The sequence below is a fragment of the Parafannyhessea umbonata genome, assembly GCF_900111255.1.
GTDB lineage: Bacteria > Actinomycetota > Coriobacteriia > Coriobacteriales > Atopobiaceae > Olsenella_J > Olsenella_J umbonata_A.
Genome location: NZ_FOGP01000001.1, coordinates 269,172 through 285,452, shown reverse-complemented (window position 1 = coordinate 285,452; position 16,281 = coordinate 269,172). Strand labels below are relative to the sequence as shown.

The 16,281-nt window shown below is 64.3% G+C and carries 9 protein-coding genes; 6 read left to right on the top strand and 3 right to left on the bottom strand.

The window, feature by feature from the left end:
- Positions 1-370 precede the first annotated feature (370 nt).
- A complete protein-coding gene (locus tag BMY31_RS01270; RefSeq protein WP_091007533.1) occupies positions 371-2,503 on the top strand; it encodes a transglycosylase domain-containing protein in 2,133 nt (710 codons plus the stop codon).
- A 233-nt stretch (positions 2,504-2,736) separates the two neighbouring features.
- Here the strand turns inward: BMY31_RS01270 and BMY31_RS01265 are convergent, their stop codons facing one another.
- Positions 2,737-3,174 (bottom strand): arginine repressor, encoded by a 438-nt coding sequence (locus BMY31_RS01265; protein WP_078686470.1) that lies wholly within the window; start codon positions 3,172-3,174, stop codon positions 2,737-2,739.
- 275 nt (positions 3,175-3,449) lie between these two features.
- On the opposite strand from BMY31_RS01265, the gene BMY31_RS01260 reads away from it, so the two are divergent.
- The gene (locus BMY31_RS01260; RefSeq protein WP_180371320.1) at positions 3,450-4,655 is read left to right on the top strand and encodes a papain-like cysteine protease family protein; all 1,206 of its coding nucleotides are present in this window, start codon (positions 3,450-3,452) and stop codon (positions 4,653-4,655) included.
- Between the two features lie 126 nt (positions 4,656-4,781).
- Here BMY31_RS01260 and BMY31_RS01255 read toward each other — a convergent pair whose 3' ends face one another.
- Positions 4,782-6,506, bottom strand: a complete 1,725-nt coding sequence (locus tag BMY31_RS01255; RefSeq protein WP_078686468.1) for a phospho-sugar mutase — start codon at positions 6,504-6,506, stop codon at positions 4,782-4,784.
- Positions 6,507-6,784: 278 nt separating this feature from the next.
- On the opposite strand from BMY31_RS01255, the gene rlmKL reads away from it, so the two are divergent.
- From rlmKL to BMY31_RS01240, 3 genes are all read left to right on the top strand, one after another.
- Entirely contained in the window at positions 6,785-9,142 is a 2,358-nt protein-coding gene (gene rlmKL, locus BMY31_RS01250; protein ID WP_090991411.1) for a bifunctional 23S rRNA (guanine(2069)-N(7))-methyltransferase RlmK/23S rRNA (guanine(2445)-N(2))-methyltransferase RlmL, read from the top strand.
- A 142-nt stretch (positions 9,143-9,284) separates the two neighbouring features.
- Complete coding sequence (locus tag BMY31_RS01245; protein ID WP_159443957.1) at positions 9,285-10,313, top strand: polysaccharide pyruvyl transferase family protein; 1,029 nt, start codon at positions 9,285-9,287, stop codon at positions 10,311-10,313.
- 66 nt (positions 10,314-10,379) lie between these two features.
- Positions 10,380-12,047, top strand: a complete 1,668-nt coding sequence (locus BMY31_RS01240) for a rhamnosyltransferase WsaF family glycosyltransferase (protein ID WP_091007529.1) — start codon at positions 10,380-10,382, stop codon at positions 12,045-12,047.
- Between the two features lie 122 nt (positions 12,048-12,169).
- On the opposite strand, the gene BMY31_RS01235 is transcribed toward BMY31_RS01240, so the two are convergent.
- Positions 12,170-13,690 (bottom strand): S10 family peptidase, encoded by a 1,521-nt coding sequence (locus BMY31_RS01235; RefSeq protein WP_091007526.1) that lies wholly within the window; start codon positions 13,688-13,690, stop codon positions 12,170-12,172.
- 193 nt (positions 13,691-13,883) lie between these two features.
- Here BMY31_RS01235 and BMY31_RS01230 point away from each other — a divergent pair, with 193 nt between their 5' ends.
- Positions 13,884-16,277: a KUP/HAK/KT family potassium transporter gene (locus BMY31_RS01230; protein WP_091007524.1), complete on the top strand. Its 2,394-nt coding sequence runs from the start codon at positions 13,884-13,886 to the stop codon at positions 16,275-16,277.
- The last annotated feature ends 4 nt before the right edge of the window (positions 16,278-16,281 follow it).

The following is a 16,281-nucleotide window of genomic DNA, read 5'->3' as shown; positions in this document are numbered from 1 at the left end:
CTGGCCTTGCCCGAAGACTTCCTGACATAGGTCCCCCGGCCACGAACGTTCTTGTTGCCATCGCTCTGAGAGAAGTGCTTACCCATATCAAAACCAATCTTCCGGCCCAACGTGCGTGATTCCCCCAAGGAATCGGCGAAGCGCACCCCATCCGAAGCGGCGCGCATCCTTTTAAGTCTCGCACAGCCCCACCTCACCTCGACGCCACTCGTCTGTTCGACTGATAACTTTCACTAGCCGACCGATAACTTTCACTAGCTTCAGGTACGCGCAAGCTAAGAAGACGCGATGGTGAGTGCTCGCCATAGGGTTGCGTCGCGCGCACTTCTCTATAATTGGGAACGTATGTGGCTATTCGAGGAGGATTTATATGAGCATCCGCAAGCGCAGGGCGCACCTGCATTCCCGCACCCACGCCTTTGGGTTCGGCGTTGCTGGGGCCTTCGGCTTCATCGCCCTGCTTGTAGCGGCACTTTGCGCGTCTCTGGGAGTCATGATCAACGGGTGGCTGCAGGACCTGCCCGACTACACCTCGGCAGATGCGTACCTCGTGGCTGAGCCGACGACGGTATACGCATCGGACGGGTCGGTTATTGCCGAGTACTACCTGCAGAACCGCAGGTCGGTCGACATGGACCAAATCTCCGACTACGTGAAGGTCGCCATCGTCGACACCGAGGACGTCCGCTTCTACCAGCACAACGGCGTCGACCCGCAGGGCATCCTGCGTGCGGCCTTCGTCTCGCTGGGCGGCGGCTCGGAGGGCGCCTCTACCATCACACAGCAGCTGGTGAGAAACACCGTCCTTTCGGACGAGCAGTATGACCGCACCCTCAAGCGCAAGGTGCGCGAGGCCTACATCGCCATCCAGATGGAGAAGATGTACACCAAGGACCAGATTCTGAACATGTACCTCAACACCATCTACTTCGGCCACAGCGCCTACGGCATCCAGGCGGCCTCCGTCACCTACTTCAACAAGAACGCATCGGACCTCACTCTGGCCGAAGCCGCCACCCTTGCGGGCCTGCCCCAGTCCCCCTCCGTCTACGACCCCCTCAAGAACCCCGAGGCCGCGACGAAGCGCAGGAACACCGTTCTAGACCGCATGCTCTCCGCGGGCGACATCACGCAGGAGGAGCACGACGCCGCCGTCGCCGAGCCGCTCGTGACCAACCCGGGCAGCTTCTCCGACCCGGTCGGCTCCTATCCATACTTCTCGGACTACGTCAAGCAGCTCCTCCTGGAGGACTTCGACTCCGACACAGTCATGCAGGGCGGCCTCAAGGTCTACACGACCCTCGACCCCAACATGCAGAACGCGGCGCAGGACTCCGTCAGCTCGAACCTCGACAGGATCGGCAACGACCGACTCGAGGCCGCGCTCGTCGCAGTCGATCCCAGCACCGGCTACATCAAGGCCATGGTCGGCGGCCGCGACTACAACCAGAACCAGTACAACCTGGCAACGCAGGCCGAGAGGCAGCCTGGATCGAGCTTCAAGACCTTCACGTTGGTGACCGCCCTCAGCGAGGGCATGAACCCCAACATCACCATCAACTGCAACTCGCCCATGCGAATATCGCCCACGTGGAAGGTGCAGAACTTCGCTAACGCGAGCTATGGCTACATCTCGCTCTCCCAGGCGTTCGCGTACTCCTCGAACACCGGATTCGCCCAGGTCATTGGTGCCCTTGGTGCCGACAAGGTCGTCAGCATGACCAAGGCAATGGGCGTAGACGTCGACCTGCCGGCCTACGACTCCATCACGCTGGGCACCGTTGGCATCCCGGTCGTCCAGATGGCGGAGGCCTATGCGACGGTGGCCTCGGGAGGCACGCACCGTGACGCCATCGCGATTACCAAGATCGAGGACCGCAACGGAAACGTCGTGTACGAGCACCAGGACAACCCGACGACGGTATTCTCGACAGAGGTGGCCGCAGCCGCCATCAACGTGATGGAGGGCGTCTGCCGCGGCAACGGCACCGCAAGCGTCATTGCGTCGACGCTCAAGGTGAAGCAGCCCGTTGCCGGCAAGACGGGTACGTCCGAGAACTACCGAGACCTCTGGTTCTGCGGCATCACGCCTCAGCTGTCCGTCGCCGTCTGGTGCGGCTACCGCGAGGAGGGCACCGTCAAGGCCTACGGAAGCTACGCCCACCCGTACAACACGACCGTCCCCATATTCGTGAGCTTCGTAAACAGCGCGCTGGCCGGCGTCGATACCGGGTCCTGGCCAAAGGCGACGGGCAAGATCAGCTACAAGCCCAACAGCTCATGGACCTTCTCGAACACCAACTCGTCTGCCACAGACTCGTCCTCGACCAAGACGGAGACCAAGACCGAGGAGACGGCAGAGACGCAGACTGCGCCGACCGAAACCAACACGAACACAGCTAACACGAACACGGCTCCGACAACGAACGACGGAGACGAGGTTGCCACGGGTGGCGGTGAGACCGGCGGAGGCGGCGGAGAGGCTCCTGCCGCAGGCGAGTAGACGCACACCTTGCATAGCAAGACCAACGCTCCTCTGTCCCTTCGGACGGGGGAGCGTTTTCATGCCCGCCATACAGGGCGAGGGGGAATGTGCCGACTGATGGGCGAAGAGACGCACCGCGGCAAGAAGGACTGAAGGGCTTCTTCCCTGCGTGGCAAAGGCAACGAAAAAAGGCGCCCGCGAGGGGCGCCCACACAATCGATGATGCCTGCCGAGGCTCGGCGAGAATCTGGCTACTTGCGCGTGTCGCGAAGCTTGCTGACGAGGTTGACCAGATCCTGAGCGGCATCGTTGCTGCCAGATACTACCAAGACGGTGTCGTTACCCGCGACGGAACCCTTAACCTCGGGGAGTGCCGCGGCGTCGACGGCTGCGGCGACGCCGGGAGCGGTGCCCGGCTGGCTCTTGATGACAACGAGATTGTCGGCACGCTCGACGCTGCTGACGAACTCGGATACCATACGCTGAAGGTGGAGGTCCTCCGCCAGAACGTAGATGCCCTCAGACAGCTTGCGCAACCCCATGTCCGCGATGTCTCGCGAGACGGTTGCCTGCGTGCAGTTGAAACCAATAGACTGGAGCTCGTCAACAAGGGCACGCTGCGTGCGAATGGACTTGCCGCGGACGATGTCCCTGATGGCATCCTGCCTATTGTTGCGCCTCTTGACCATATACAGCCTCCAGAGCTTGCAAATTAGAAAAACTGAAAGAGCACTCTTCAAAATCCCGTGGGTCTGTATAAAAGTACGTTAGTTATTGATATATGTCAACAAGTATTGGTTAAAGGTACATTAACTGTTTTCCAGAAGGCGAAATCGCGCCCGGACGGCCGAGGGGCCGCTCCCCTACTTCACCAGCTAGCGAGGGCAGAAGTGGCTTACTATGGGCAGCAGTGGACGATCGTTCAGCACACAAAGCATATATGCACCAGACTGAGGAGCATCACATGCCCTACCCCACAGACGACAGACGTCGAGACCCCAGGCAGCACAGAGGTGCGCGACCCGATGGTCGGGGTCGAAGAGGCCCGGGGGGCGGCAAGATCCATTCGGGGGGAGTCCATCACGGCCAGCGACCGGGACATCCTCAGGGGGCGGACCCCCTTCGCGCCAGCCGCTACAAGAGCAACCACAACTACCGAAGCCTGAGCGGGCATGACACCGGCTACAACCTCAGGCGCGGCGCCAGGAGGCATGGCGGCATCCTGGGCCAGTATGGGATAGACCAGAGACGCGCGATCTTCCTCATAGGGGCCATCGCCCTTCTCGTCCTCCTGATCGTGATCGTCTCCAACTGTGCCCGCGGCTGCGCGCGCAAGGACGACAACCAGGGGCAAAGCCAGGAGGAGGTGAACTCCTACGACTCTCGCGTGAGCGCCGGCGTCTCGGAGAGCCTGACAAACGAGTTCACGCCCAAGCTCGACCAGGGAGACAAGTACCAGAAGCTCGCCAAGCAGGCCGGCGAGTACAAGGACGAGCGCCTTCCCGAGCTCGCCCTCCGCGAGCCTGACGCCCTCGACTTCGTCCTGAGCGTCCCCGACCACGAGAAGAAGGAAGAGGAGCTCGGAGAGAGCGTCGAGAAGGGCGCCTACCCGCAGTTCTACGACTGGGACGCGCGCTGGGGCCACCTCGATTACGGCAACAGCAACGTGGGCGTGAACGGATCAGGCCTCACCTCGATGCTGATGGCCTACATGGGCCTCACCGGAAAGAGCGACCTCACGGTAACCAAGCTGATCGAGATCTCCAACGACGGCAACTACGCCTCGGACGACTCTGGCAGCGCAAACGAGTTCTTCGCGGCGGCGGCCGGCAAGCTGGGCCTCACCTGCCGTGAGTACAAGTCCTCGGGAGAGAACATCACGACCGTCCTCGCGGACGGCACGCCGATCATCATCAAGCTCAATGCGGGCTTCACCACGCCCTACGCCCACTGGGCGGTCATCGTGGGCGTCAATGGCGACGGCTCGATAACGCTCTATGATCCGGACAGCAGCTCCGCCTCGACCCACACCTGGGCTGCGGGGACCGTGGGCGGAAACTCCTCGATCATGTATGCCATCGGACAGGCGCAGAGCGAAACCCAGGACTCTGCAGACGACTCTCAGGGCGCGAGCACTTCGGGAGACGCGTCCGAGAGCACCTCGGACTAGCGGCAGGGAGAGCACTTCTCCTCCTCTCCCTACCCAACGCGGCCAGACCGGCAAAAATGAACCGCCGGTGCGACTCTCTCGCACCGGCGGTTCTTCTTGCCTGAACGGCCATATGCCTGCGTTGCCTTACTTGAGGAGCGCCTCGGAGGCAGAGCGAAGCTTGTCGCAGACGGCCTCTGACTCGGCGCGCGTGGCACCCTTGGAGAAGAGATAGGCCTTTACCTTGGGCTCGGTTCCGGAGGGGCGGAAGATGACCTTGTTGTCGCCCTCGAGGCGGAACTCGATGACGTTCGCGGGAGGAAGCGCCTGAGCGGGCTCCTTCTGCAGGCCGGAGAGGCGCGGCATCTCGGGGGCGGTTGCGTAGTCGGTCATGCCGACGACCTTGTAGCCCGCGATCTCCTGGGGCGGGTTGCTGCGGAGGCCGTCCATGATCTCGGCCATGTGGGCGGCGCCGGCGGCACCCGGGAACTGGGCGTTGACCGTGCCGTTGAGGTAATAGCCGTACTTCTGGTACAGGTCCTCCATGGCCTCGTAGAGGTCCTTGCCCTGGGCGGCGTAGTGCGCTGCCATCTCGACGCACATCTCGACCGCGACGATGGCGTCCTTGTCGCGCGCGTGGGTACCGATGAGGTAGCCGTAGGACTCCTCGAAGCCCATCAGGTAGCGGTCCTCCTCGCCCTCGGCCTTGAGCTGGTCAATCTGGTCGCCGATGTACTTGAAGCCCGTCAGGACGCGACGGAGCTCGAAGCCCTTGTCGCTCGCAAGCGCGTCGGGCATGGCAGACGAGACGATGGTGGTGACGGCGACCTTGCGGGCGACGTCCTCGCCGTTGGCCGCGGCCATCTCGGCGAGCCAGTTCATCAGGAGCACGCCCATCTCGTTGCCGGAGAGCAGCTTGTACTCGCCGTCGTGGGGAATCGCCGTGCCCATGCGGTCCGCGTCGGGGTCAGTGGCCACGACCAGGCTGGGCTTGACCTTCTCCGCAAGGTCAAGCGCAAGCTGGAGCGCCTCGCGGAACTCGGGGTTGGGGTACTTGCACGTGGGGAAGTTGCCGTCCGGGTCCCTCTGCTCCTCGACGACCGAGACGTTCTCGACGCCGACCTCCTTCAGGATGCGCGTGACGCACTCCATGCCCGTGCCGTTGAGCGGGGTGTACACGACGGAGTAGGACGGGTCGGCCTTGAAGCCGGGGACGGAGACCTTCTTGACGTTCTCGATGAACGAGTCCAGGACCTCCTCGGGCGTCCACTCGATCAGGCCCTTCTGCAGGCCCTCGTCGAAGTCCATCATCTTCACGCCGCCGAAGGTGGCGACGCCGGCGATGTTCTTCGAAATCTCGGCAGCGGCCTCGTCGGTGATCTGGCCGCCGTTGTCGTTGTAGACCTTGTAGCCGTTGTACTGGGCGGGGTTGTGGGAGGCCGTCAGGACGATGCCGGCGGAGGTGCCCAGGTGACGGACGGCGAACGAGAGCGTGGGGACCGGCTCGATGCGCGGGTACACGTAGACGTGGATGCCGTTGGCGGCGAGCACGCCGGCGGCGACCTTCTGGAAGTCCTCGCCCTTCAGGCGCGAGTCGCGTGCGAGTGCAAGCGAGGGGTTCTCGTAGTGGGCGTTCAGGTAGTCGGCCACGCCCTGGGTGGCCTGGGCCACGACGTAGACGTTCATGCGGTTGGTGCCGACGCCCAGGACGCCGCGAAGGCCGGCGGTGCCGAAGGCGAGGTCGCGATAGAAGGCGTCGTTGAGCTTCTCCTCGTCGCCAGATTCAATAAGAGCGTCGAGCTCTGCCTTGAGGTCCGTCTCGCTTACGTTTTCCTTCCACAGCTGGACTCTGGCCTCAGTTTCCTCGTTCATGAATCTACTCCCTACATTGACTAAGGCGGCCGGACCGCCCGTTCGCGTGTTTATAGATAATACCCCCGCGCCCAGGCGACAGGCGACCTCGCTCGCCCAATTGCTTGACACAATTGAACATGTGACATCTCGCGGAAAAACGCTTGCAATTTCGCACCAGAGAGTTATGGGAAGAAACGGCAGCCTGGGCACGCATGACGGTACGAGCCATGCCGGGCGATATGATGGTTAAACATTGGATTGCCGCGCTGCGGCCTCGACGGGCGAAAGGTGTCCCGATGACTGACAAGATGGAATTCTTTGCAACCTGCCCCAAGGGCTTCGAGCAGATCCTTTCCGACGAGCTCTCCGCCCTGGGCATCCCGCACGTCCGCCCCCTGCGCGGACAGGTGAGCTTCGGAGAAGAGCTTGCCGACGCATACCGCGCCTGTCTCTGGTCCCGCATGGCGTCTCGCGTCATCCTCGTTATAGGCCGTATCGACGCGTCGGACGCCGACGCGCTCTACGAGGGCCTCTCCCAGATGGCGTGGGAGGACCACGTCTCTCTTGGCGCGACCATCGCGATCGACGCCCACGGCACCAACGACCAGCTGCGCAACACACAGTTCGTCGCCCTCAAGTCGAAGGACGCGATCGTAGACCGCCTCATGTCCAGACGCGGCTCGCGCCCCATGGTCAACACCGAGCGCCCAGACGTCTCCGTCGTCGTACGCCTCTCGCGCGACCGCGCGACCGTGGGCATCGACCTTTCCGGCGCGCCTCTCTTCCGCCGCGGATACGAGTCCGCGCGCTCGGGCAGGGCGCCCATCGCCCCGCTGCGCCCCGACTACGCGGCCGCCCTCCTGGCATCGGGTGGCTGGTTCCGCAGCGTCCGCCACGACAGCCCGACCATCGCCGCCGCCTACTCCGGTGCGGGAACCGTCCTCGTGGAGGCGGCTGCCCAAGCGCTCGACCGCGCACCCGGACTGCTGCGCGCCCGCTGGGGATTCGACGGCTGGGCCGGCCACGACCAGAAGGCGTGGGAGTCGCTTCTTGACGAGGCGCGCGAGCGCGCGGAGAGGTCGAAGGACCGCAAGCTGACAATCCTGGCCTGCGAGACGAGGCCCGGAGCCGAGGCGTCGCTCAGGCAGGAGCTTCGCGCCGCAGGCATGCGGCTGGATGTGAGCCTCGTCGCGCCCTCCGACGTCGCGCGCGGCCTCGAGCACCGCAAGGGCACCCTCGCGGTCTGCGACCTCTCGTGGGTGGCACAGGACGAGGTCGCCCAGCAGGCCTCGGCCCTCGCCGTCGCTTCGACGGCCGTTCGCGGCGCGGACACAATCGTGGCCATCACGCGAGACCAGACCATCGACGCGGCGCTGGGCGGCGTGCCCGAGGCCACCGAGGCAGTCTTCGTCGGCCAGGACCCCGCGACCATCCGCACCTACGACGGCAGGGGCCTCTCTCCCGCGCGCGAACAGGTCAACGTCGCCGACAGGGACGGTCGCCAGCGGCACATCCCCGTCTTCGTGGGCGCGAGCGAGCAGTTCGCACGCCGCCTCGCCAAGGTCTGGCGCCAGCGTCGCAAGTGGGCGCAGCGCGAGGACGTCAGCTGCTATCGAATCTACGACACCGACCTGCCCGACTACGCCGTGACGATCGACCTCTTCGAGGAATCCGAGCTCATCCCGGCGCGCAACGGGCGCGGCCGCTGGCTGCTCGTCTCGGAGTACGCCGCCCCCAAGGACGTCGACCCCAACCTCGCCCGCGAGCGCCTGCTCGACGTCCTGGCAATCGCCCCCGTCGTCATCGGCGTCGAGCCCCAGAACGTGTTCGTCCGCGTCAGGACGCACGGCAAGGGCGGCTCCCAGTACGCCAGCGAGGCCAAGGCGAACACGGGAGAGAAGTGCCCCCGCGACGCGCGCCCGGGACGTGCCAGGCGTGCAAGCAAGCCCGGCTTCGTTCCGCTCGCGCCGGGCGCGCACCTCGTGGACGAGGGCGGCCTCACCTTCGAGGTGAACTTCTCGCTTCGCCACGACTGCGGCATATTCCTGGACCATCGCGAGGCTCGCAGCCTCGTGCGCGAGATGATGAAGCAGACGCAGGGCTCGAAGCGCTTCCTCAACCTGTTCTCCTACACGGGCACGGCCACCTGCTACGCGGCCGACGGCGGCGCCAAGCACACCACCACCGTCGACATGAGCCGTCCCTCCCTCGAGTGGGCCAAGCGCAACATGGAGCGCAACGGCTTCGTCAACGAGGGCCGCGACGTCGCGCACGAGTACGTCCAGGCCGACGTCATCCGCTGGGTGAGCGAGCAGCGCCGCACCAAGAACCGCTGGGACCTCATCTTCTGCGACGTCCCGACCTTCTCGAACTCGAGCCGCATGCGCAAGGGCTCCTGGGACGTCCAGAGGGACCACGCCGAGCTCATCATCGGCATCTCGCGACTGCTCACCAGGAACGGCTGCGCTATCTTCTCGTGCAACCTGAGGAGATTCAGGCCCGACGTGCAGAAGCTCCAGAAGGTTGGCGTCAGCCTGGAGGACATCACGCAGCAGACCATTCCCGAGGACTTCTCGCGCAATACGAAGGTGCACCACGCCTACATCGTCCGTCGCACTCTCCTGCCAGGCCGCGATGCCCAGGCCACGGCATAGTGACTCTGTCACAGTTGTGTAATGGCGTCAAAGCCATGCCGCATCTAACTTCAAACTAGTATCGTATTTGCCTGCTAAAACAAACTGAAAGCCGCGTCGGGAGCTCGAAAAGCGACGCGGCTGGCCTTTTGATTGGATGAACATGCCAAGCAGGCGCGACTGGCTCAAGACCGCGGCCGCAACCGTCAAGACGGCGGCCAAGCCTCCCTACATCCCCAAGGTGGCCCTTCTCGACACGCAGATGGGAAGCGAGAACTCCGGCGACCAGATTATCATGGAGGCGTGTGGCCAGGTCATGGCCGAGGTACTGAGCCCCGACGCCACGCCGGCACACGTCGCCACACACTACTACTCTCCCGAACTCGAGTCGCTGGGCGGCAGCATCCCCATCCTGTGCGGCACCAACATCCTCTACACCCACATGGGAGACCAACGCCAGTGGGCGCTGCCCCACAGGCTCAGGAGCCTCCGCAACGTGTGCCTGCTGGGCGTCGGCATGAACAACCAGGACCTGGACGACCCAGTCGACGCGTACAGCAGGCTCTTCTACAAGGCGGTCCTCCACCCGAGCCTCTACCACTCGGTGCGCAATTCCACCACCAAGCAGAAGCTGGAGGAGGCCGGCGTCCGCAACGTCCTCAACACGGCCTGTCCCACGATGTGGACGCTCACGCCCGAGCACCTCGCGACCATTCCTCGCAAGAAGGCCTCGACGGTGCTGACCTCCGTCACGGACTACTGTGCCGACGCGACGAGCGACCTCCTCATGATCGAGACGCTCAAGCAGGAGTACGAGCACGTCGTCATCTGGGTCCAGGGCAGCCATGACATCGACTTCTGCCTTGATCCCATCATCAACAAGGGCGACTACCAGCTCATCGGGCCCAGCATCGACGAGCTCAACGCCTTCTTGGCAGATCCCGACGTCGACTACGTGGGCACGCGCCTCCACGCTGGCATCCGCAGCCTCAACCTTGGCCACCGCTCGCTCATCGTGAACGTGGACAACCGCGCACGCTCGATTGCCCGGGACACCGGTTTGCCCGTCATCGAGCGAAGCGAGCTCGCAGGCGATAAACTGGTACGCTGGATCAACGGTAGCGATGCCACGGAGCTCTCCCTGCCCTGGGAGGAGATTAACCTGTGGAAGTCGCAATGGAGTCGAAGGTAAGGCACTTCTCGCCCACCCAGCCAGAGGCACGACGGGCGCGACGGCCGACCTGACGGGAGACGCGCTATGAAGACCTCACTTGCCAACAGCTCGATCGCATGGGTGTTGCCGGCCATCGTGCCCGGTTCCGGGGGACTCCAGACGATCTTCCGCCACATCATGCACTTGCAGGAGCTCGGCGCCCGAAGCGAGGTGTTCGTGATGCAGCCTCCCTACGAGAAGACGGCAGGCGAGCTCGCCACCATCGCGGAGGGCTACGGCTGCGAGAACGTTACCTTTCACCCCTTCCCCCAAATCGAGGGAGGCTTCGACGTCGCCATCGCCACCATGAGCCCCACGGCTCGATACGTCGAGCAGTCCGACTGCGCCCACAAGTGCTACTTCGTGCAGGACTTCGAGCCCTGGTTCTACCCCGCGGGAGAAGAGCGGATCAACGCGATTGCCAGCTACAAGCTGGGACTCGAGCCCATCACCATTGGCAACTGGCTGGCAAGCAGGCTCCACGAAGAGTTCTCCTCCGATGCCCGCGTGACCCCCTTCTGCGCGGACGCGTCCATCTACCACCGGCTTGGCACGGACGCTGCCAGGGGCGCGGCGAGGCGCGAGAGGGCCGTCTGCATGATCTACCAGCCGGGAAAGCCGCGCCGCTGCGCGGGCATCATCCTGGACACCGTGCGCATCATCAACCGCATGGACCCAAGCGTCCGCGTCTACCTGTACGGCTCGCAGTCGCTGGCGCCCCAGGACGTCACGGCGACCAACCTGGGCCTGCTCACGAAGGAGCAGTGCAACGAGCTCTACAACAGGTGCTCCGTCGGAATCAGCATCAGCGGTTCGAACCCCTCGCGCGTGCCCTTCGAGATGATGGCGGCAGGCCTGCCCGTGATCGACGTCTACGAGCAGAACAACCTCTACGACTATCCCGACTCGTGCATGCTGCTCGCCGAGCCCACGCCGGAGGCCCTCGCCACCGCCGCCCTGAGCCTGCTCGACGACGCGAAGGCCGCGAGCTCCATGTCGGCGCGCGCGAGCGAGGCCATGGCAAAGCTTCCCATCGAGCTCGAGACCGCGGCCTTCGCAGAGGCGCTCGAGGACATCGTCTTGGGAGGCGATGCGCACAAGGCGACGCCCGCCCGCCTCTACAACAGAGCCGCCGTCACCGCATCCGACGAGGCCCGGGCCGTCTTCCACGACCTGTGTGCCGCATCCATCGAGGCGCAGTACAAGGCGCCCGTCGTCGAGGGTCCCCTGGTCAGGCTCTCGATCGAGCTCCCCGACGACCTGTCGGGCGTCGAGAGCCCGCACGCGCTGGTGTGGCACGCCGCCGACCAGTCGGACATGCGTGACTTCCCGCTGCACCACACGGGAGAGAGGCTCATCCAGGGCGTGCTCGACCTCGAGGGCTACTACGGCGCCCAGCTGGGCAGGTACCAGATCCACGCCTACGGCGTCGTGAACGGGCGCGAGCAGCTCTTCGCGCACTGCGAGCGAGGAATGGGCTCGAGGCGGCCCGAGCCGGGGCCGACCGGCGACGCCGTACACGAGGCGCCCGAGGCCAGACCCATCGCGGTCGACCTCCCCATCCGGGTCGAGGACGCGCTCGACGTCCGACCCGACGAGCTGATGGTGCCTCGCAAGAGCGAGATAGAGATGATCCGCGAGTCGTCGTCCTTCCGGATCGGCCGCGCCATCACGTCGCTTCCCCGCAAGGCGCGCGACCTCTTCAGGCGCTAGGCACTTCTCGCGAGCGCGACCCACGCAGGGCCCAAAGGCCCATGCCCCATAGACGCAAATCGGCCGACGTGCAAAGGGCACGCCGGCCGGCTCCTACTGCCGTCCTTGCAAGAGGGAGACCCCTACTTGTAGAACTCCTCCATGTCCCTGCCCATGCGCTCGAGCGTAGGGACGTCGACGTAGGCCATGTGGCCGCAGCCGTAGCGGTGCCACTCGACCTGGCCCTTCAGCTCGGCCGAGAGGAACTGGCAGCTCATGTCGTGGGCCACGTTCCAGAAGGTGGTGGCCGCGTCGTAGCGACCGCCCATGATGCACAGCTTCATCGTGGGGTTGCGGCGCATCGCGACGGCGATGTCGTAGGCCACGTTGGGAGCGGACGAGGGCCAGTCCTTGCCCGGCTCCTGGTGCTCCCACTTCCACTTGGTGCCCACCTGCTCGTAGTTGCTGGTGAGATAGCGCGCCGGGCCGCGATAGCCCAGCTCGTCGTGGACGAAGGCCCTGAAGGCGCTGGTCCAGCTGGACTCGACGGCGTCGTCGGCGGCATCCTCGGCAGCGAACCAGGCCGAGGAGCCTTGCACGGCCACGGGCGCGTCGGACGAGAAGCGCATGTCGAGCCTGCCGCAGACCTTGCCCTCGTCCGCAAGGATGCTCTGGCGGAAGTCGTCGAGGGTGATGCGCAGGTGGCACCTCTGGATGTGTTCGGCCGAAAGGCCCAGGAACTCGCTCATCTGAGCGGCGACCTCTGCCTCGCGCTCGGGGTCAAGACGGTCTCCGCGCAGCAGGGCCGGAGCCATCACGTCCTCGCACCAGTCCATGGCGCGGTCGAACCACTCGTCCTCGTCGACGCCCTGGCCGGCCTTGCCGAAGAACTGCGCAGCCGCGGCCATGGTCGGCATCATGCCCAGGTGGTAGAGGTCCTCTCCCTCGAGGGTCTGGACCCAGTCGAAGATCGCCGAGAGCATGGTGACGCCCGCGACCTTGACGCCGCGCTCGCCCAGGAAGCGCATCAGAACAGAGTTGCGCACCGTGCCGTACGACTCGCCGAAGAGGTAGACCGGGCTCGTCCAGCGGCCGTTCTCCTCGAGCCAGGTCGTGATTGCGCGGCAGAACGCATCGGCGTCGCCGTCGACGCCGAAGATCTTGGAGGTGTCGGCGTCCTCGGCGACGCTGGACCAGCCGGTTCCCAGCGCATCGAGGAAGACGAGGTCGGACTGGCGCAGGAGCGTATAGGGGTTGTCCTCGACCTCGATGGGGAACGCAAGGTGGCTCACGCCGTCGGTCTTGACACGACGGGGTCCGATGCCACCGAAGTTGATGGGCACGCTCGCACAGCCGGGGCCGCCGTTGTAGCAGAACGTGACGGGGCGAGAAGGGCCCGCGTCCGGGGTGTCCGCCGCCACGTAGGTCAGGCTGAACATCTTGCCCAGGAGCTTGCCGGTGTCGGCGCGGACGTCCAGGTGGCCGGCGGTGCAGTCATAGGCGATGCTCTGCCCCTCGCTTGCGCCCGAGCCCTTCCAGCTGAGTCGTGCGGTCTTGGGCTCGGGAGTGTCGATGCCCTTCTCGGCGGGAACCGCCATGAAGAACTCGGACATGCCCGTGCCTTTGGCGGAGGAGGCCGTAGCCTCGCTCATCTCTTCAGACATCACAAACCGTCCTTTCCACCTTGTGAAATGGGGATAATGATAAATAAATCCCTCATTCACACCAGTACCATATATATGACCTATTTTCGGGGTCGATTCTGGCATTTTGCGCATCAAGTGTTAGAGTAACGCAGTTTGATTTCTTGGCTTGTTTACAGAAACGCCGTTAGGTCTTCAGACCAGGAGGTTCGAAATGAGTTCGACTAAGGTTGCCGGACGCGCGAGAAAGGGCGCCATCCCGTTCTCGATGGGAATGGTCCTCGTCACGCTTGGCGTCGTCTACGGCGACATCGGCACCAGCCCCATGTACACGTTGCGTGCCATCATGACGGGCAACGGTGGCCTTCAGACCATGAGCGAGGACGTCGTTCTTGGCGCACTCTCCCTCATCATCTGGACCATCACCCTCATCACCACCGTCAAGTACGTACTCGTGGCCATGCAGGCGGACAACCACAACGAGGGCGGCATCTTCGCGCTCTACTCGCTGGTCAAGCGCTGCGGAGCCTGGCTGCTGTTCCCCGCGATGATCGGCGGAGCCGCGCTGCTGGCAGACGGCATCCTGACGCCGGCCGTCACCGTCACGACGGCCATCGAGGGACTTCGCACCATCGAGCCCATCTACGCGCTCATGGGCGACAACCAGGCCATCGTCATCGTCATCACGGTCATGATTATCAGCATCCTGTTCCTGGTGCAGAGGGCCGGCACCTCCACCATCGGCAAGGCCTTCGGCCCCGTCATGACCACCTGGTTCCTCTTCCTGGGAATCGCGGGCGCCGTCAACATCGCCGACGGAGTGGGCCTCGAGGTCTTCCGCGCGTTCAACCCCGTGCGCGGCATCACCTTCCTCTTCAGCGACATCAACGTCGCGGGACTCATGGTCCTGGGCAACGTCTTCCTGTGCACCACCGGCGCCGAGGCCCTGTACTCCGACATGGGCCACGTCGGCAAGGCGAACATCTACGCGTCCTGGCCGTTCGTGAAGACCATGCTGATCCTGAACTACCTGGGCCAGGGCTCCTGGATCCTTGCGAACGCCCATAACCCCGAGTTCATCCAGACGCCGGACGTCAACCCGTTCTTCCAGATGGTCCCCGAGAACCTGAGGGCCATGGCAGTCATCCTCTCCACCCTCGCGGCCATCATCGCCTCCCAGGCCCTGATCACCGGGTCCTTCTCGCTCGTTTCCGAGGCGACGCGCCTGAACCTCATGCCCCACCTGCAGGTGCGCTACCCCTCCGAGACCAAGGGGCAGCTCTACATCCCCATCGTCAACACCATCATGTGGATCGGCTGCGTCGTGGTCGTCCTGCTGTTCCAGACCTCCAGCCACATGGAGGCCGCCTACGGTCTGGCCATCACCGTCACCATGCTCATGACGACGGTGCTTCTGACCACCTACATCTCGCGCGTCCTCAAGGGCAAGGCGCTCGCAGTGCCCTTCGCGCTGTTCTTCCTCGCGCTCGAGTCGACGTTCTTCTTCTCGAGCCTCACGAAGTTCCTGCACGGCGGCTACTTCACCGTCTGCCTCGCGGCTGCGATCTTCTTCGTCATGTACGTCTGGCGCCGCGGCACGGCAATCGAGCACACCCAGTCGGTCTACCTTGACGTCAAGAGCTACATCGATCAGCTCTCTAAGCTCCGCGACGACGAGCGCTACCCCATTATGGCCGACAACCTGGTGTTCCTCACCAATGACTCGTCGCTGGACAAGCTCGACCGCGACATCCTGTACTCGATTCTGGACAAGGGCCCCAAGCGCGCCCATGCGTACTACTTCCTGAACGTCCAGGTGACCGACGAGCCCAACACGCACTCGTTCATGGTCAACGACTTCGGCACCGACTTCATCTTCAAGGTGCAGCTGCGCCTGGGCTTCAGGGTGAACCAGCGTGTCAACCAGTACCTCTACCAGATCGTCAGCAACCTGGTCGAGCAGAGGCGCCTTGCCGCACAGCCGCGCGACTACTCCATCTATCGCAAGAAGAGCCCCGTCGGCACCTTCCGCTTCTGCCTGATCCGCAAGGTCGTCACGCCCGAGACCGAGATCTCGGTCGCAGACTCCAACATCTTGGGCATCAAGTACGTCATCCGCCGCTTCTGCGGCTCGGCGGCGCGCTGGTACGGCCTCGAGAACTCGAAGATCATCTACGAGAGCGTCCCCCTGTTCGCCAACACCAAGCGCGAGCACAAGCTTGACTACATCGAGACCCCAGGCGACACCGGCTCGTTCCATCGTCCCGCCATCAGCTCCCACGCGCACAACGCAGTGGCCGGCCGCAAGCCCATGCGCCACGAGGCGGCCGTAACCTCGACGCTTCAGGTCACCGAGTCCGAGCAGGCCAGCACGCCCGTCCGTCTGCCCCAGGACGTCGTGCGCGAGGAAGAGGTCGACGTCTTCTCCGCACGTCTGGCAGACAAGCGCGAGGCCACGGTGGAGAAGGTCGAGAAGTCCGTCATCGGCGGGGACACCGCGAGCTTCGCGGCCATCACGATCGAGGCCGAGGAGGAGGACGCCGACCAGGAAGAGTCCATCGCGGCCGACGCGGCTCACGACTCCGCGAGCAAGGGTCCGAAGGAGTAGCGCC

Bases quoted from the DNA above. Each gene is read 5' to 3' on its own strand.
- rlmKL (WP_090991411.1), top strand. From the start codon at position 6,785: ATGACTGACAAGATGGAATTCTTTGCAACCTGCCCCAAGGGCTTCGAG.
- BMY31_RS01265 (WP_078686470.1), bottom strand. From the start codon at position 3,174: ATGGTCAAGAGGCGCAACAATAGGCAGGATGCCATCAGGGACATCGTC.
- BMY31_RS01230 (WP_091007524.1), top strand. From the start codon at position 13,884: ATGAGTTCGACTAAGGTTGCCGGACGCGCGAGAAAGGGCGCCATCCCG.
- BMY31_RS01255 (WP_078686468.1), bottom strand. From the start codon at position 6,506: ATGAACGAGGAAACTGAGGCCAGAGTCCAGCTGTGGAAGGAAAACGTA.
- BMY31_RS01260 (WP_180371320.1), top strand. From the start codon at position 3,450: ATGCCCTACCCCACAGACGACAGACGTCGAGACCCCAGGCAGCACAGA.
- BMY31_RS01270 (WP_091007533.1), top strand. From the start codon at position 371: ATGAGCATCCGCAAGCGCAGGGCGCACCTGCATTCCCGCACCCACGCC.
- BMY31_RS01245 (WP_159443957.1), top strand. From the start codon at position 9,285: ATGCCAAGCAGGCGCGACTGGCTCAAGACCGCGGCCGCAACCGTCAAG.
- BMY31_RS01240 (WP_091007529.1), top strand. From the start codon at position 10,380: ATGAAGACCTCACTTGCCAACAGCTCGATCGCATGGGTGTTGCCGGCC.
- BMY31_RS01235 (WP_091007526.1), bottom strand. From the start codon at position 13,690: ATGTCTGAAGAGATGAGCGAGGCTACGGCCTCCTCCGCCAAAGGCACG.